We start from the raw sequence: 16,667 nt of genomic DNA on the forward strand, positions 1-16,667 counted from the left end.
GCGTCGTCGACGTACCTTACGGGACGGAGACGACCAGATCGGCCAGCCGTTCCGGATGATGCGCCTCGAGATGCCGGTCCTCCTGCGCGGCCCAGCGGTCCCAATGCGGACGGTAGGTGTCGCCGTCGCGGTCGAGGGCGCGCGCCTTGCGGGACGCCAACGGAGCCTCGACCCACACCGACACGTCGGCGAGTCGCGCGACCTCAGGGGTGAGAAGTCCCGATCCTTCGACCACCAGCGGCAGCGAGGGGTCGACGGCGTATGCCTCGGCTCGCGCGCTCGCTTCCCAGTCCCACCGCTCCCAGACGCCGATCAGCCCCCGCGCGTGCGGTGAGAGGATGACCCGCCGGGCGTATTCGACGCCGTCGGCGAGGCCGTCCCAGCCGGGGTAGACGTCGTCGAGGGCGACGAGTTGCACGCGTCCGTGGCCCGGCCATGCCGCGACCAGGCGTCGAGCGAAGGAGCTCTTCCCCGCGCCACTACGCCCGTCGAGGGCGACGACGGGGTTCGCGGCGCCGACCGCGACGATGCGCGCCGACACCGCGGCAATAGCCGCAGTGAGGGCGTCGGCGACCGGGTCCGCGTTACTTCTTGAGGGCGCGGATGACACGGCTGAGGGCGCGACCGGCCACCCACACGAACGGGATGCCGACGGCGAGCAACGCGACGAGGTTCGGGTCGAAGCGCAGATCGTCTCCGCGGCGGATGTAAGCGCCGAGGGGCAGCGTGTAGCCACCGCCCCCGCCGCCACCGTTGCCCTGCTCGTCGGAGCCGCCGCCGTACCCGGCCCAGGTGAGGGCGACGGGGATCATCTTGACGCCGTTCACGTCCTGCTGCTCCCCGTAGGCGGAGGTGACGCCGAAGCTGGTGGCTTGCTTGCCGAGTTCCAAAGCGATGTTGGGCATGGCTCCACCGTAGCGGCCCGGCCTCGGAGCATCGAGGGGCGTTGCGCGACCGGGACCGGCGTGTCAGTGGTCGTACGACGGCCGTGGGTTCGTGGGCAGGGCTCCCCCACCGCGCGACGGCCCGAGCAGCGATCCACGGGTGACGGCCCCTCGGCCGAAGCGAGTGGTGGCGTCGTCGAGCGCTCCCTCGACGCGGCGCCATTCGGCGTCGTCATCCCACAGGGTGGCCGCGATCGCCGCCGGCTTGAGCTTCTCGCCCCGCACGCCGACCAGGCGAACGGCCTGGCGTCGGTCGATCCCGTCGAACAGCTCGATGGCCGCGTCGCCGATGCGCTGGCCGACCGAGGTCGGTTCGGGCAGCGTGCGCGAACGGCTGAGCGTGGTGAAGTCGGAGAAGCGCACCTTGATCGAGATCGTCGACGCCTCGTACTGCTGCGCGCGCAGGCGCGCTCCCACGCGATCGGCGAGGCGGCGGAGCTCGACGTGCAGCGTGCGGGTGTCGGAGATGTCGGTGTGGAACGTCTCTTCATGACCGACGCTCTTCTCGGAGCGCCCCGTGTGCACCTCGCGGGCGTCGATGCCGCGTGACAGATGCCAGATGCGCTCGCCCATCGCGGGACCGAGCACCCGCTCGAGCGCAGGCCGCGGGGTGTCGAGGATGTCGGAGATGAGCCGGATGCCGCGAGACTCGAGCGCCTCGGCGGCCTTGGGACCCACTCCCCACAGCGCGCGAACCGAACGCGGGCGAAGGAACGCCTCGGTGTCGGCCTCGGCCACGACGAGCAGCCCGTCGGGCTTGGAGATCGTGGAGGCCATCTTCGCGACGTGCTTGGTCGCGGCGACTCCGATGCTGCAGGTCAGCCCGGTCTCGGCCTTCACCCGAGCCCTGAGGTTTCGCGCGATCGTGCCGGGGCTCCCCCACAGCCGCCGCGCACCGCGGACGTCGAGGAACGCCTCGTCGATCGAGAGGGGTTCGACCAGCGGGGTGACGTCGTGGAAGATCGCCATGACCTGCCGCGACATCTCGGTGTAGCGGTGGTAGGGCGGGTTGACGACGATCGCGGTCGGGCACATCCGCAGGGCGATCGCCACCGGCATCGCCGACTTCACGCCGTAGCGGCGGGCCTCGTACGAAGCGCTCGAGACGACGCCGCGCCCCTCGGACCCGCCGATGATGAGCGGCTTGCCCGCGAGAGAGGGATCGTCGAGCACGGCCACCGAGGCGAAGAAGGCGTCCATGTCGACGTGCAGGATGCCCGTGCCCGTGTCATCGGCGTCGGGGCGCGAGACGATGCGCCCCGTTCCGTCACCTCGTCCCATGGCATCCATTCTCCCCCGGACCTCCGACATCGGTCCTCGGCGCCCGCGCGAGGTCAGCGATCCGCGCATCCTCGACCGTCGTCTCGCGAATCTCGCGTCAACCGCCGAGGCTGTGTACATGCCCCGGGCCGGGAACGACGGATGCCACGGCCCCACCCCTCGCGGGGCGCGGTGCCGTGGCATCCGGTGTCGATTACAGAGCGGCGGCGCGCTCCAGCACGAGTTCGCGCACGCGCGCGGCGTCGGCCTGGCCCTTCATCGCCTTCATGACCGCGCCGATGACGGCGCCGGCGGCCTGCACCTTGCCGTCGCGGATCTTGGCGAGCACGTCGGGCTGGGCGACGAGGGCCTCGTCGATCGCGGCGATGAGCGCCCCGTCGTCCGAGACCACGGCGAGACCCCGGGCGTCGACGACCTCTTGCGGGGTGCCCTCTCCGGCGATGACGCCCTCGAGCACCTGGCGCGCGAGCTTGTCGGTGAGGGTGCCGGCGTCGATCAGCTTCTGCAGAGCGGCGACGTTCTCGGGAGAGACAAGGTCGGCCGCGTCGCGCTCCTGCGCGTTCGCGACGCGGGTGATCTCACCCGTCCACCACTTGCGAGCCGAGGCGGGAGCGGCTCCCGCGGCGATCGTGTCGGCCACCGCGTCGAGCAGGCCGCCGTTGGCGACGTCCTGGAACTCGAAATCGGTGAAGCCCCACTCGCCCTTGAGCCGACGACGACGGGCCGCGGGCGGCTCGGGGAGCGCGGCGCGCAGCTCCTCAATCAGCTCGGGCGCGGGCACCACCGGCAGCAGGTCGGGCTCGGGGAAGTAACGGTAGTCGTCGGCATCCGACTTCGGGCGCCCCGGAGACGTGCGACCGGTGTCCTCGTGCCAGTGACGGGTCTCTTGCGTGATGGTCCCGCCCTTGGCGAGGATCGCGGCCTGACGCTGGATCTCGTAGCGCACCGCACGCTCGACCGAACGCATCGAGTTGACGTTCTTGGTCTCGGTGCGGGTGCCGAGCTTCTCCTGGCCGCGCGGGCGCAGCGAGACGTTGGCGTCGCAGCGGAGGTTTCCGCGCTCGAGCTTGGCCTCCGAGATTCCGAGGCCGCGCACGATGTCGCGGATCGTCGCGACGTAGGCCTTCGCCAGTGCAGGCGCCGAGTGCTCGGCACCGAAGATCGGCTTCGTGACGATCTCGACGAGCGGGACGCCGGCGCGGTTGTAGTCGACCAGCGAGTACTCCGCACCCTGGATGCGACCGGTCGCCCCGCCCATGTGGGTGAGCTTGCCGGCGTCTTCTTCCATGTGCGCGCGCTCGATCGGCACGGTCACGATGGTGCCGTCCTCGAGCTCGACCTCGACCGAGCCCTCGAAGGCGATCGGCTCGTCGTACTGCGAGATCTGGTAGTTCTTGCCGAGGTCGGGGTAGAAGTAGTTCTTCCGCGCGAAACGGCTGGACGGGGCGATCGAGCAACCGAGGGCGAGGCCCAGGCTGATCGACGACCGGATGGCCTCGGCGTTCACCACCGGCAGAGCGCCCGGAAGGCCCATGTCGACCGGGGCGACGAGCGTGTTCGGCTCGGCACCGTGGTGGGCCTCGTTGGCGGGGTTGGGCGCGGCCGAGAACATCTTGGTCGCGGTGTTGAGCTCGACGTGCACCTCAAAACCGAGGACGGGCTCGAACATCTCGAGCGCCTCGTCGAAGTCCATCAGGGCATCTTTCGCCATCAGAGCGACGCTCCGTTCGTGAGAGAGGGGGCCTTGTCGAGCAGCGGGGCACCCCACTGGTCGACGAGCAGCGCTTCGAGGGCCGCACCGACACGGTAGAGGCGGGCGTCCTCGCGAGCGGGGGCGAGGAATTGGATGCCGACGGGCAGGCCGTCCTCTGCGGCGAGACCGCTCGGCACCGAGATGCCGGGCACGCCCGCGAGGTTCGCGGGGATCGTGGTGACGTCGTTGAGATACATCTGCAGCGGGTCGTCGATCTTCTCGCCGAGGCGGAAGGCCGTGGTCGGCGCGGACGGCGTCGCGATGACGTCGACCTGCGAGAACGCGGCGTCGAAATCGTGCTGGATGAGCGTGCGGACCTTCTGCGCGCTGCCGTAGTAGGCGTCGTAGTATCCGGCCGAGAGGGCGTAGGTGCCGAGGATGATGCGGCGCTTGACCTCGGGGCCGAAACCCGCGTCGCGCGTGGCGGCCATGACGTTCTCGACGGTGGCGGCGCCCTGCGGGTTCACGCGCATGCCGAAGCGCACCGAGTCGAACTTCGCAAGGTTGCTCGAGGCCTCGGCGGGGAGGATCAGGTAGTACGCGGCGACGCCGTACTCGAAGTGCGGCGCGCTGATCTCGACGATCTCGGCGCCCTGCGCCTCCATGGCCGCCAGCGACGCGCGGAACGAGTCCGACACGCCCTTCTGGAAGCCGCGGTCGTCGAGCTCGCGGATGACGCCGATCTTGAGGCCCTTCAGGACCTCGCCGGTTGCACCCTCGCGAGCCGCGGCAGTGAAGGAGGGCCACGCGTCGGACAGCGAGGTCGAGTCGTTCGCGTCGTGTCCGCCGATGACGTCGTGGAGCAGGCCCGCGTCGAGCACGGTGCGGGTGACCGGGCCGACCTGATCGAGGCTGGATGCCAGGGCGATCGCGCCGTAACGGCTCACTCCACCGTAGGTGGGCTTGACGCCGACCGTGCCGGTGACGTGCGCGGGCTGACGGATCGAGCCGCCCGTGTCGGAGCCGAGGGCCAGCGGCGCCTCGAAGGCCGCGACGGCCGCAGCCGACCCGCCTCCCGAGCCGCCGGGGATGCGGTCGAGGTCCCACGGGTTGCGGGTGGGGCCGTACGCCGAGAATTCGGTGGAGGAGCCCATCGCGAACTCGTCCATGTTGGTCTTGCCGAGCGGCACCAGGCCCGCGGCGCGCGAGCGCTCGACGACCGTGGCGTCGTAGGGCGACATGTAGCCCTCGAGGATCTTCGATCCGCTCGTGGAGGGCATGTCGGTGGTGACGAGCACGTCCTTGACCGCGAGCGGAACGCCGGCGAGTTCGTGCAGCTGCTCGCCCGCCGCGCGGCGGCGGTCGATGTCGGCCGCGACCTCGAGGGCGTGGTCGCTCACGTGCAGGAACGCGTGCACGTCGCCGTCGACGGCCGCGATGCGGTCGAGGTGGGCCTGCGTGGCCTCGACGCTCGACACCTCTTTGCTCGAGAGCGCGGAGGCCAGGTCGGCGGCGGTGAGGCGGGTCAGATCGGTCATCGTCCCTGCTCCTTCGTCGCGTCGGAGGTGGAGACTCCCCGGAAATCGGTCGGCACGGTGCGCATCACTGCTCTTCTCCCAGGATCGCGGTCACGCGGAATCGGCCGTCGGCCTGGTCGGGCGCGTTCTGCAGCACCTGCTCGCGCGTGAGCTGCTGCTGCACGACGTCGGGGCGGAAGACGTTCTCGAGCGGGATCGGGTGGCTCGTGGCGACGACCTCGGGGGTCGCCACCTCGGACACCTTCGCGATGTTGTCGACGATGGCATCCAGCTGGCCGGTGAGGCTTTGGACCTCCTCGTCGCTCAACTGGATCCGGGCGAGCACACCGAGATGGCGCACGAGATCAGGAGTGATTTCAGACACCCCGCAAGTCTAGTTCGCGCGCGGTCCTGTCCCCGCCGAGCACCACCTCTAGGCTGACGGGGTGACGAGCTTCGATCCCCCGCGGCCCTGGACCTCGAGCTACGCCCCGGGTGTCCCCGAAGACCTGGACCCCCAGAGCGGCTCGCTCGTCGACATCGTCGACGCCTCGGTGCGCGACTACCCCGACGCCCCCGCCCTGCAGTTCTTCGGCCGCGAGACGACGTATGCCGAGATGGCCGCCGACATCGCCCGCGTGGCGGGAGCCCTCGCCGAGCGCGGGGTGAAAGCGGGAGACCCGGTCGCGATCGTGCTGCCCAACTGCCCGCAGCACATCGTGGCGTTCTACGCGGTCCTGCGGCTGGGCGCCGTCGTGGTCGAGCACAATCCCCTCTACACCCCGCGGGAGCTGCGCAAGCAGTTCGAGGATCACGGTGCGAAGCACGCGATCGTGTGGAGCAAAGTCGTCGCCACGATCCAGGAGTTCCCGGCCGACCTGACGGTCGACACGCTCATCTCGGTCGACGTGACCACCGCCATGCCCCTGCGGACCCGACTCGCCCTCCGCCTGCCCCTCGCGAAGGCGCGAGAGGCCCGCGCGGCTCTGACGACGAAGACCCAGGATGCCGCCGACTGGGCCGACCTGGTGCGTCACGCGCCCCTCCCCTCGTCGCACCCGCGACCGGGGTCGACCGACCTGGCGATCATCCAGTACACGAGCGGGACGACCGGCACCCCCAAGGGGGCGATGCTCACGCACGCGAACCTGCTCGCCAATGCCGCTCAGGCCCGCGCCTGGGTTCCGCAGATCGTCCGCGGCGAGGGGTGCGTCGTCTACGCCGTGCTGCCGATGTTCCACGCGTACGGGCTGACCCTGTGCCTGACCTTCGCGATGTCGATGGGCGCCCGTCTCGTCCTCTTCCCCAAGTTCGATCCCGACCTCGTGCTCGCCGTGACGAAGAAGCACCCCGCGACCTTCCTCCCCCTCGTCCCCCCGATCGCCGAGCGGCTGCTCGCCGCGGCGACCGAGAAGGGCGTTTCGCTGACCGGTACCGACGTCGCGATCTCGGGCGCGATGGCCCTACCGCACGATCTCGTCGTGCCGTTCGAGGAAGCCACCGGAGGCTATCTCGTCGAGGGCTACGGCCTGAGCGAGTGCTCCCCCGTGCTGATGGCCAACCCCGTCGCCGACAACCGCGTCGCGGGGACCGTCGGCCTCCCCCTCCCCGGCACCGAGTGCCGGGTCGTCGACCCCGACGACCCGCGCACGGACGTCGAGCGCGGTGAACTCCTCGTCCGCGGCCCGCAGGTCTTCTCCGGTTACTACGGCAAGCCCGAAGAGACCGACGCGGTCTTCGTCGACGGGTGGTTCCGCACCGGTGACATCGTGACGATCGACGACGGCGGTTTCGTGCGGATCGTCGACCGCATCAAAGAGCTCATCATCACGGGAGGCTTCAACGTCGCCCCCACCGAGGTCGAGAACGTCCTGCGCCAACACCCCTCGATCGCCGATGTCGCCGTGGTCGGCCTTCCGAGCGAGCACTCGGGCGAAGCGGTCGTCGCCGCGGTCGTGCCCTCGACCCCCGGCGAATTCGACGCCGAAGCCGTGCGGGCCTTCGCGCGCGGCATCCTGACGCCCTACAAGGTTCCGAAGCAGATCATCGTCGTCGATGAACTGCCCCGCTCGCTCATCGGTAAGGTGCTCCGACGTCAGGTGCGCGACCGCCTGCTCGCCGACTGACGCCACCGCCCTGCTACACGCAGACCTCGGCGCGCAAGACCCGGGGCCGAATTGGTCGGTGCACGCGTGCGCTCGGTAGCGTGGGGGCATTCCGGGCCGCGTCGTGCCCGGGTGTGACCTTTGGGGGGAATCACATGATCATCAAGCGCACTCCGTTCGCTCTCGTCGCAGCCTCCGCGCTGCTTCTTCTCGCCGGCTGCTCCGGCGGTGCCAGCAACACCGCGGAGTCGAGCGACGACAGCATGACCGACAGCGGCACCACGACGACTCAGGAGACCACCGCGCCCGCGTCGCCCGCCGCACCTGCCGGGGATCAGTCGAAGGCCGACGCCTGCGACATCGTCCGGACGCAGTTCCAGGAGGTCAGCGGTGCGGGCAGCACGGTCGACAGCTCCGACCCGCAGGCGACGTTGGCGGCGTTCAAGAAGCTCGCGTCCGACGTCGGCACGCAGTTCGACTCGATCACCAACGCGGAGGTCGCGCCCGCGGCCAAGAAGGCCAGCGGCGCTCTCAACGACTACGCCGCGTTCCTCGAGACCGTCGTCGCCGACCCGTCGAAGGCCAGCGGCCTGAGCGGCCAGGTGAGCACTCTGCAGGCGAGCTTCACGGAGGCCGCCACGGTCTGCGCCGGCTGACAGATACCGAGAACGAACGGAAGGGCGGGGGCCTCGGCCTCCGCCCTTCCGTTGTTCGATCAGTCGTCGGCGGCGGTCTCTTCCGCGGCGGCGTCGATGTCGGCGTCGGCTGAGGTGTCGCCCGTCGCCGCGTCGAGTGCCGCGGGGCCCTGCTCGACGAGGATGCGGAACTGCGCGGCATCCAGGATTCTCAGTCCGAGCTCCTCGGCCTTCGCGAGCTTGGATCCGGCCCCCGGGCCCGCCGCCACGAAGTCCGTCTTCTTCGACACGCTCGATGCCGCCTTGCCGCCGGCCGAGAGGATGGCTTCTTGCGCCCCCTCGCGGGTGTAGCCCTCGAGTGATCCGGTCGCCACCACCGTGAGGCCCGCGAGGACCCCGCCCGCAGCGGCCGCCGCCCCGGGTCCGGGATGGCCGGGGATCGTGAAGCGCACGCCCGCGGCTGCCCAGCGGTCGACGATCTCGCGGTGCCACTCCACGTCGAACCAGTCGATGACGGCGTCGGCGATGATGCCGCCGACGCCCTCGACGGCCGCGAGTTCTTCGCGCGAGGCCGCCCGAATGGCGTCGAGGGAGCCGAACCACTGGGCGAGGGCGCGGGCCGCGACCGGACCGACGTGCCGGATGTTCAGCGAAACGAGCAGCCGCCAGAGGTCTTTGGTCTTGGCCTTGTCGAGCTCGGCGATGAGCTTGGTCGCCTGCTCGGACGGCAGGACCTGCCGATAGTCCTTGCGGATGCCGCGGCGGCGGCGCTCGGCCGGGTCGAGGTCCTCGGTGCCCGGCGGGTACGACGCCGGCGACAGCTTCTGGAACGGCAGTCGTCGCACGAGCTCGCCGGTATCGGGATCGACCTTGCGCTCCCCCGTCTCGGAGTCGCGCACGACGACCTCGATCGGCACGAGCTGGTCGACCGTCAGGTCGAAGAGCCCCGCCTCGGTGTCGAGCGGCGGCCGGTCGGGCACCTCGGGCTGGGTGAGGGCGGCGGCGGTGACTTCTCCCAGGGCTTCGACGTCGAGCGCTCCGCGGGACCCGATGTGCTCCACACGACCGCGCACCTGGGCGGGACACGAGCGCGCGTTCGGGCACCGCAGGTCGACGTCGCCCTCTTTCGCGGGGCGCAGCGGTGTCCCGCACTCGGGGCAGTCCGCCGGCATGACGAACGCGCGTTCGCTGCCGTCGCGCAACTCGACCACCGGACCGAGGACCTCGGGGATGACGTCGCCGGCCTTGCGCAGCACGACCGTGTCGCCGATCAGCACTCCCTTGACCTTGACGACGTCCTGGTTGTGCAAAGTGGCCTGGCGCACGACGCTGCCGGCGACCTTCGCGGGTTCCATGACCGCGAAGGGGGTGGCCCGTCCGGTGCGGCCGACGGACACCACGATGTCGAGCAGCTTCGTGTTCACCTGCTCGGGAGGGTACTTGTACGCGATCGCCCATCGCGGCGCTCTACTCGTGGCACCGAGCTCGTCGTGCAGGGCGAGTTCGTCGACCTTGACGACGACGCCGTCGATCTCGTGCTCCACGTCGTGACGATGCTCGCCGTGATGCGCGACGAAGGCCAGGACGCCGTCGATCGTCGACTCGACGCGGCTGTACGGCGAGGTGGGCAGTCCCCACGACGCCAGCAGGTCGTAGATCTCACTCTGTGCGGCCACGGGAGGGTTCTGCCACGCACCGATGCCGTGCACGTAGAGCTTGAGGGAGTCGATGCGCGCGAGACCGGCCTCGAGTTCGAGGCCCGTCTTCTTCTCGATCTGCTGACGCAGTCCGCCGCTGGCCGCGTTGCGGGGATTCGCGAACGCGGGGAAGCGTCGAGCCGCCGCGACCTCGGCCTTCTCTTCGTCGAAGGCGCGGCCCCCACGTCGGCCGGCGGCCCGCTCTCGAGCCTCAGCCAGCGCCCGCTCGCGGAACTCGCCCTGAAGTCGGTTGAGGTTCTCGAATTTCGCGACGGGGATGAAGACCTCTCCGCGCACCTCCACGATCGGCGGGTGCCCCTCTCCCGCGAGCTCGTGCGGGATGTCGGCGAGACGCAGGGCGTTCTCGGTGACGATTTCTCCGACCCGACCGTCGCCGCGGGTCGCGGCGGAGGTGAGCACGCCGTTCTCGTAGCGCAGGCTGATGGCCAGTCCGTCGATCTTGAGCTCGCTGAGCCAGTGCACCGCGCGCCCCGCGGCGGCCTCGGTCTTGACGGCCCAATCGCGCAGCTCTTCGGGCGAGAAGACGTTGTCGAGACTGAGCATGCGCTCGGCGTGCTCGATCGTCGCGAGGTCGGTGGCCTCGGCGGCTCCCACCGAGAGGGTCGGGCTGTCCTGCCCCTGGAGTTCGGGGTGCCGACGCTCGAGGGCCTCGAGCCGGTGCATCCATCCGTCGTACGTCGCGTCGTCGACGACCTCGGCGTCTCGGCCGTAGTACGCGTCGCGCGCACCGACGATCCGCTGGGTGAGGTCCGCGGCCTCGGCGCGCGCCTCGTCGAGGGTGAGGTCGGGAAGCTGATCGTGCTCGGTCACGCATCCAGCTTAGGGAGGGGTTCCGACATCGGCCGCGGGCGGGTCGCCGCTCACCACGCCCTCCAGAGCTTGTCGGGGTTCGATATCCGTCGGACGCCGGCGACGAGCCCACCCCTCATCTCCAGCGAGATGACGTCCGTGACGGCGCCCACCGAGAGCGAGAGCCCGATCTCGCCATTGACGTCCACCTCCCGCGCCGAAATCACGGCTCCGGCTGCGGCCGCCTTCTCGAGAATTCCGGCGAAGAAGCGGACGATCCTCTCGGCGCCGAAGATGGGGTTGAGCGCGCTCTTGACCCGCCCGCCTCCGTCCGCCCAGAGGATCGCGTCATCGGTGAGGATGCCCGCCACGCCCGCGACGTCTCCGGTCTCGATCGCGGCGACGAGAGCGCGGACAGCCCCGCGGTCGGCGCCTGACGACGACGGCTCGGCGCGCAGCTGAAGCCTCCTCTCTCCACGCGAGATCAGCTGGCGCACCGACGCGGGTGAGCGATCGAGGATTTCCGCGATCTCGACGGACGTCATCCCGAACGCCCGATGCAACACCACCGACGCACGAGCCGCGGGTTCCAGCTGCTCCGCGAGGTGCAGGACCGCCAGCGACAGCATCTCGCGGTCCGCCACCACGTCGTCGGGCAGACGCTCGGTGGCGACCGGCTCCGGCAACCACGGCCCCGGATAATCCTCGCGAGCGGCCTGCACTCGACGCAACTGGTCGATGGATCGTCTGACGCAGACCGTCGTCAGCCAGGCCGCCCACGAGCGCACCTCATCGCCGTCGCCCTCCGCCCGCAGTGCGTCGAGGGCGACGTCCGAGACGACGTCCTCCGCGGCACCGAAGTCTCCGAGCATCCGATAGGCGATCCCCACGAGTCGGTCCCGCTCCGTGCTCCACGCGAGGCTGGCCATCGTCACCTCGCCGAGGCTACCGGCAGGACGGGCGACGCTCATGCGACGGGGTGGGCGGCATCGACCGGAGGGGTCATCCCGGTCGCCAGGGCGATGCGGTTCCACACGTTGATCGTCGCGATGGCGACCACGAGGGAGCCGAGCTCCTTCTCCGAGAAGAACGCGGCCGCGCGCTCCCACACCTCGTCGGTCACGCTCTCCGGCCCGACGAGGGTCACGGCATCGGTGAGGGCGAGTACCGCGCGTTGCCGGTCGTCGAGGAGGTCGCCGGCGTGGTGCCAGGCCGCGACGGCGTGGAGCGTCCGCGCGGGGACGCCGTGCGCGGCCGCCGCGGTGGCGTGCATGTCGACGCAGAACCCGCACCCGTTGAGGATCGACGCCCGCAGTTTGAGCAACTCGTAGAGGGTCTTGTCGACGTGGGTGCGCGCATACCCCTCGAGCGCGAGGACGGCGGCGTAACCGCCGCGGTTGGTGCGGGACAGGTCGATACGGGTCATCGGGGACTCCTCGCGGTAAGGGACGCGAAGATCGCGTCCATCAGAGGAGTCGAACGGCGACGGCGGAGTGTGACGGGCCTCAGGCCTCGACCGGGACCGCCGACACCGTCCGGTCGATCGTGAACTGTCCGAGCACGCGCGTGCCGTCGTAGAGCACAGCGGTCTGCCCGGGGGCGACCCCGTCGAAAGGCGTCTCGGGACGCACCGTCAGCACGCCGTCGACGAACTCGGCGACGGCGGGCACGGGGTCCGCGTGCGCGCGGATCTGCACGTCGCAGTCGAAGCGCTCGCCCTCGGGTGCGCGTCCGGCCCAGGTGTAGCGCTCCCCCGCGATCTCGGAGCACGCGAGCGCCTCTTTGGGCCCGACGACCACGGAGTTGGTGATGGGACGCACTTCGAGCACGAAGCGGGGCTTGCCGTCGGCCGCGGGAACCCCGAGCTGCAAGCCGCGGCGCTGCCCGACGGTGAAGGCGTGCGCCCCCTCGTGCGTGCCGACCACGGCTCCCGTACGGTCGAGGATCTCGCCGCGCTCGGCACCCACCTTGTCGGCGAGCCAGCCGCGCGTGTCACCGTCGGGGATGAAGCAGATGTCGTGGCTGTCGGGCTTCTGCGCCACGGACAACCCGCGCTCCTCCGCCTCGGCGCGCACGAGCGCCTTCGACGGGGTGGACCCGAGCGGGAAGTAGGTGTGCGCGAGCTGCTCGGCGGTGAGCACACCCAGCACGTACGACTGGTCCTTGGCGTTGTCGGAGGCGCGGTGCAGCTCGCGCCCCCCGGGCGTGTCGACGAGAGTGGCGTAGTGGCCGGTGCAGACGGCGTCGAAGCCGAGTTCGAGGGCCCGCTCGAGGAGGGCCGCGAACTTGATCTTCTCGTTGCAGCGCATGCAGGGGTTGGGCGTGCGCCCGGCGCGGTACTCCGCGACGAAGTCGTCGATCACGTCGTCGCGGAAGCGCTCCGAGAAGTCCCAGACGTAGAAGGGCATGCCGAGCTTGTCGGCGGCACGGCGGGCGTCCATCGCGTCTTCGATCGTGCAGCAGCCGCGGCTGCCAGCGCGGAGCGTTCCCCCGGCGCGCGAGAGCGCCAGGTGCACGCCGACCACGTCGTGACCCGCCTCGACCGCGCGGGCCGCAGCCACCGCGGAGTCGACTCCACCGCTCATCGCCGCAAGAACTCGCATCGTCCCAGTCTACGAACGTCGGTCTGAACGGGCGCCGGATGCCACGGCCCGGGCGTACGCGTCGGGGAGACGGGTGAGAACGGCGTCGACGTCGGCGTCCGTGGAGGTGTGTCCGAGGGTGAATCTCAGCACCGATCGCGCCGCGCGATCGTCGAGCCCGAGAGCGAGCACCACGTGCGACGGCTCCGCCACGCCGGCCTGGCACGCCGACCCCGTCGACACGGCGATCTGCTCCATGTCGAGCAGGAACAGGAGCGTCTCGCCCGCGGCATCCGGGAACAGCACGTGCGCGTTGCCGGGCAGACGCTCGGTCCGGTGCCCGAGCAGCCGGGCGGAAGGGATGGACGAGAGGATGCCGGTCACCAGGCGATCGCGGAGTGCGGCGAGCCGCTCCGCCTCGCCGTGGCGCTCGGCCTCGGCCGCCGTGAGGGCCGCCGCGAAGGCGGAGGCGCCCGCGACGTCCTGCGTCCCGGCGCGGAGGCTCCGCTGCTGGCCGCCGCCGTGGACGAGAGGGGTGAGCCGGGCGTGTCGCGAGACGACCGCGGCGCCAACGCCGACGGGACCGCCGACCTTGTGCGCCGAGACCGACATCGCCACGAGGCCCGAGGGCGCGCTCCCCGAGCCCCGCCACGCCGAGAACGACACCGGGATCTGGCCGAGCGCCGACACGGCGTCGAGGTGCAGGGGCACCCCGGCGTCGAGCGCGCGCCGCGCGAGGTCGGCGGCATCCTGGATCGTTCCGACCTCGTTGCTCGCGACGAGCGCCGTCGCGAGGGCGGCTCCCGGAAGAGCCGCAGAGAACGCCTCCGCGTCGATGCGGCCGAGCGGATCGAGGGGTACCGGGCGCACATGCGCATCCTGCGTCGAGGACAGCCACCCCACCGCATCGAGCGTGGCGTGGTGCTCGCCGTCGGGGAGCACGATCGCGTCGGCGTCGGCGGAGCGCGACCACCACAGGCCCTTCAGCGCGAGATTGGCCGCCTCGGTGCCGCCGGACGTGAAGACGACCTCGATCGGCTGGCACCCGAGCACGGTCGCGAGAGCCTCGCGAGCGTCCTCGAGCAGGCGACGCGCGTCCTGACCGGCGCCGTGGATCGACGACGGGTTGCCGAGCACGTCGTGGGCGGCGAGCCACGCCTCTCGCGCCTCCGGGCGCAACGGGGTGGTCGCCGCGTGATCGAGGTATACCCGCATCCTCGCCCTCCCGGTATCTCCAGCGCCTTTCACTACCCTAAGACGCATGGTCCGACCCGAGACTGTCCTGCCCGCCCGCCCCGCCCTGCTCCGCTCGTCGCTCGACGATCTGGGCGTGCGGCTCGGCCCCGACGGGGGCACCCTGCGCGTCTGGTCGGGTTCCGCCGACGCGATGCAAGTGCTCGTCTTCGACGACGTCGACCTCGACTGGGCGACCGAGACCATCACCATGACCCCCGTGGGCGGGGGCGTGTTCGAGGCCACCACTCCCCTGCTGCGACCCGGCGCGCGATACGCGATCCGCGTCGGAGGGCCGCACGGCCCCGGACACACGTTCAACCCGCAGTCGCTCCTGATCGAGCCGTACTCGCGGGGGCTCGTCTCGGGCAGCTACGGCGACTGGCGCTCCGTGGTCGTCGACGGCTCTTTCGACTGGGGCACCTCCACCAAGCCCCGCGTGCCGATGGACCGCACGGTCATCTACGAGGGACATGTCAAGGGCCTCACCAAGCGGCATCCCTTCATTCCGCCCGCTCTGCACGGCACGTACGCGGGACTGGCGCACCCCGCGATGATCGATCATCTGCTCTCCCTCGGCGTCACCAGCGTCGAGCTGCTTCCGGTCCACGCCTTCGCCACCGAGCCTCGCCTGCTGCAGCTGGGCCTGTCGAACTACTGGGGCTACAACTCGCTCAACTTCTTCACCCCGCACGCGCCGTATGCCACGGCCGCCAGCCGCGCCGAGGGTCCCGAGGCCGTTTTGCGCGAGTTCAAGGGAATGGTGAAGCTCCTGCACGAGGCCGGCCTCGAGGTGCTGCTCGACGTCGTCTACAACCACACCGCCGAAGAAGGCATCGGGGGGCCGCGCACGAGCCTGCGCGGCATCGACAACAAGGCCTACTACCGCCAGACCGCCGAGGGCGCGTACATCGACGAGACCGGCTGCGGCAACGCGGTGAACACCTCGACGGATGCCGCGGCACGACTCATCCTCGACTCGTTGCGGTACTGGAGCGACGAGGTGCAGATCGACGGCTTCCGCTTCGATCTCGCCGTCACCCTCGGCCGCGACGAGAACCACTCCTTCACGCCCGATCACCCGCTCCTCACGGCCATCCGAGAGGATGCCGCGTTGTCGGGCACCAAGCTGATCGCCGAACCCTGGGACGTCGGCATGGGCGGCTGGCAGACCGGCAACTTCGGCGAGGGCTGGCTGGAGTGGAACGACCGCTACCGCGATCGGGTGCGCAATTTCTGGCTGAGCGACATCGACTACGCCCGGCGCGCGGCCACCGCCCCGGTCGGGATCGGCGGCTTCGCCACGCGTCTGGCGGGATCTTCGAACACCTTCTCCGAAGACCGCGGGCCCCTCGCGAGCGTCAACTTCGTCACCGCGCACGACGGGTTCACCCTGCGCGACCTCGTCTCGTACGACGTCAAGCACAACCTCGGCAACGGCGAGCAGAACCGCGACGGCGCCGACACCAACCGCTCGTTCAACCACGGCGCCGAAGGTCGCACCACCGACGAACGCGTGCTCGCCACCCGCCGCAAGGCCATGCGCAACCTCATGGGCACGCTGCTGTTGTCGGCGGGGGTGCCGATGATCACCGCCGGCGACGAGATGGGACGCACGCAGCGCGGCAACAACAACGCCTACTGCCACGATTCCGCGCTCACCTGGCTGTCGTGGGACCTCGCCCCGTGGCAGGAGCACCTGTTCGCGCACACGCAGCGCCTCCTGCGGCTGCGCCGCGACAATCCCGCGCTGCGGCCCCAGCGCTTCGCCCGGCTCGGCGAGGTGATCCCCTCGGCCTCGGTCATGGAGTGGTTCGACGAGAACGGCGAGACGATGTCGAGCGAGCGCTGGAACGACCCGGCGCACCGGACCCTGCAGTACCTCGCGACCTCGACGCCCGAAGAAGAGGACCCGAACCGCGTCCTCCTCGTGATCCACGGCACCGAGGACGCCACCGAGATCGTCCTGCCCGATCTCGAGGACGCGGTCTACGTCTCGCTCTGGTCGAGCGCCGACGAGACGCCGTCCGATGACGAGGAGCGCTTCGCGCCCGGAGACGTCGTCTCCCTCGCCGGCGCCTCGATGCGACTGTTCCGCGTCGACTGATCGGGCCCCGCTGTCAAGGCCGGGCGAAACCGTACGGCAACGTCGGTGGCCCGCGATAGGTTC

At 70.6% G+C, this 16,667-nt stretch carries 14 protein-coding genes; 3 read left to right on the forward strand and 11 right to left on the reverse strand.

The genetic code is table 11. The annotated features are described in order from the left end of the window. Positions 1-16: 16 nt before the first annotated feature. The 6 genes from BLS25_RS08535 to gatC all read right to left on the reverse strand — a co-directional run bounded on the left by BLS25_RS08535 (position 17) and on the right by gatC (position 5,820). Positions 17-610, reverse strand: a complete 594-nt coding sequence (locus BLS25_RS08535; protein WP_081349749.1) for a nucleoside/nucleotide kinase family protein — start codon at positions 608-610, stop codon at positions 17-19. After that, positions 585-905: a hypothetical protein gene (locus BLS25_RS08540; protein WP_056230965.1), complete on the reverse strand. Its 321-nt coding sequence runs from the start codon at positions 903-905 to the stop codon at positions 585-587. The genes BLS25_RS08535 and BLS25_RS08540 overlap by 26 nt, the downstream gene beginning before the upstream one ends. Positions 906-968: 63 nt before the next feature. After that, positions 969-2,225: a DNA polymerase IV gene (locus BLS25_RS08545; protein WP_074695081.1), complete on the reverse strand. Its 1,257-nt coding sequence runs from the start codon at positions 2,223-2,225 to the stop codon at positions 969-971. 193 nt (positions 2,226-2,418) lie between these two features. Then, positions 2,419-3,936: an Asp-tRNA(Asn)/Glu-tRNA(Gln) amidotransferase subunit GatB gene (gene gatB / locus BLS25_RS08550; RefSeq protein ID WP_074695082.1), complete on the reverse strand. Its 1,518-nt coding sequence runs from the start codon at positions 3,934-3,936 to the stop codon at positions 2,419-2,421. Continuing rightward, complete coding sequence (gene gatA, locus BLS25_RS08555; RefSeq protein WP_074695083.1) at positions 3,936-5,456, reverse strand: Asp-tRNA(Asn)/Glu-tRNA(Gln) amidotransferase subunit GatA; 1,521 nt, start codon at positions 5,454-5,456, stop codon at positions 3,936-3,938. The genes gatB and gatA overlap by 1 nt, the downstream gene beginning before the upstream one ends. A 64-nt stretch (positions 5,457-5,520) precedes the next feature. Next, entirely contained in the window at positions 5,521-5,820 is a 300-nt protein-coding gene (gene gatC, locus BLS25_RS08560) for an Asp-tRNA(Asn)/Glu-tRNA(Gln) amidotransferase subunit GatC (protein WP_056230955.1), read from the reverse strand. A 61-nt stretch (positions 5,821-5,881) separates the two neighbouring features. Between gatC and BLS25_RS08565 the strand changes: the two genes are divergently transcribed. Next, complete coding sequence (locus tag BLS25_RS08565) at positions 5,882-7,561, forward strand: long-chain-fatty-acid--CoA ligase (RefSeq protein ID WP_074695084.1); 1,680 nt, start codon at positions 5,882-5,884, stop codon at positions 7,559-7,561. A gap of 134 nt (positions 7,562-7,695) precedes the next feature. Further along, complete coding sequence (locus BLS25_RS08570) at positions 7,696-8,196, forward strand: hypothetical protein (RefSeq protein ID WP_056230950.1); 501 nt, start codon at positions 7,696-7,698, stop codon at positions 8,194-8,196. A gap of 59 nt (positions 8,197-8,255) precedes the next feature. Here the strand turns inward: BLS25_RS08570 and ligA are convergent, their stop codons facing one another. From ligA to BLS25_RS08595, 5 genes are all read right to left on the reverse strand, one after another. Then, positions 8,256-10,703: an NAD-dependent DNA ligase LigA gene (gene ligA, locus BLS25_RS08575; protein WP_074695085.1), complete on the reverse strand. Its 2,448-nt coding sequence runs from the start codon at positions 10,701-10,703 to the stop codon at positions 8,256-8,258. Positions 10,704-10,753: 50 nt separating this feature from the next. Continuing rightward, complete coding sequence (locus BLS25_RS08580) at positions 10,754-11,611, reverse strand: sigma-70 family RNA polymerase sigma factor (protein WP_056232315.1); 858 nt, start codon at positions 11,609-11,611, stop codon at positions 10,754-10,756. A gap of 38 nt (positions 11,612-11,649) precedes the next feature. Further along, positions 11,650-12,108, reverse strand: coding sequence for a carboxymuconolactone decarboxylase family protein (locus BLS25_RS08585; protein ID WP_056230947.1), 459 nt, complete (start codon positions 12,106-12,108; stop codon positions 11,650-11,652). A 79-nt stretch (positions 12,109-12,187) separates the two neighbouring features. After that, positions 12,188-13,285 (reverse strand): tRNA 2-thiouridine(34) synthase MnmA, encoded by a 1,098-nt coding sequence (gene mnmA / locus BLS25_RS08590; protein ID WP_074695086.1) that lies wholly within the window; start codon positions 13,283-13,285, stop codon positions 12,188-12,190. Between the two features lie 9 nt (positions 13,286-13,294). Continuing rightward, entirely contained in the window at positions 13,295-14,479 is a 1,185-nt protein-coding gene (locus BLS25_RS08595; protein WP_074695087.1) for a cysteine desulfurase family protein, read from the reverse strand. A 46-nt stretch (positions 14,480-14,525) separates the two neighbouring features. Here BLS25_RS08595 and glgX point away from each other — a divergent pair, with 46 nt between their 5' ends. Further along, positions 14,526-16,604: a glycogen debranching protein GlgX gene (glgX, locus tag BLS25_RS08600; RefSeq protein ID WP_056230941.1), complete on the forward strand. Its 2,079-nt coding sequence runs from the start codon at positions 14,526-14,528 to the stop codon at positions 16,602-16,604. Positions 16,605-16,667: the final 63 nt, after the last annotated feature.

Origin of the sequence: Microbacterium testaceum StLB037, assembly GCF_900104345.1 — a bacterium.
In the GTDB taxonomy this organism is placed as follows: Bacteria; Actinomycetota; Actinomycetes; order Actinomycetales; family Microbacteriaceae; genus Microbacterium; species Microbacterium testaceum_A.

Bases quoted from the DNA above. Each gene is read 5' to 3' on its own strand.
- BLS25_RS08540 (WP_056230965.1), bottom strand. From the start codon at position 905: ATGCCCAACATCGCTTTGGAACTCGGCAAGCAAGCCACCAGCTTCGGC.
- BLS25_RS08545 (WP_074695081.1), bottom strand. From the start codon at position 2,225: ATGGGACGAGGTGACGGAACGGGGCGCATCGTCTCGCGCCCCGACGCC.
- gatB (WP_074695082.1), bottom strand. From the start codon at position 3,936: ATGGCGAAAGATGCCCTGATGGACTTCGACGAGGCGCTCGAGATGTTC.
- gatA (WP_074695083.1), bottom strand. From the start codon at position 5,456: ATGACCGATCTGACCCGCCTCACCGCCGCCGACCTGGCCTCCGCGCTC.
- BLS25_RS08570 (WP_056230950.1), top strand. From the start codon at position 7,696: ATGATCATCAAGCGCACTCCGTTCGCTCTCGTCGCAGCCTCCGCGCTG.
- BLS25_RS08580 (WP_056232315.1), bottom strand. From the start codon at position 11,611: ATGGCCAGCCTCGCGTGGAGCACGGAGCGGGACCGACTCGTGGGGATC.
- BLS25_RS08585 (WP_056230947.1), bottom strand. From the start codon at position 12,108: ATGACCCGTATCGACCTGTCCCGCACCAACCGCGGCGGTTACGCCGCC.
- mnmA (WP_074695086.1), bottom strand. From the start codon at position 13,285: ATGCGAGTTCTTGCGGCGATGAGCGGTGGAGTCGACTCCGCGGTGGCT.
- BLS25_RS08595 (WP_074695087.1), bottom strand. From the start codon at position 14,479: ATGCGGGTATACCTCGATCACGCGGCGACCACCCCGTTGCGCCCGGAG.
- glgX (WP_056230941.1), top strand. From the start codon at position 14,526: ATGGTCCGACCCGAGACTGTCCTGCCCGCCCGCCCCGCCCTGCTCCGC.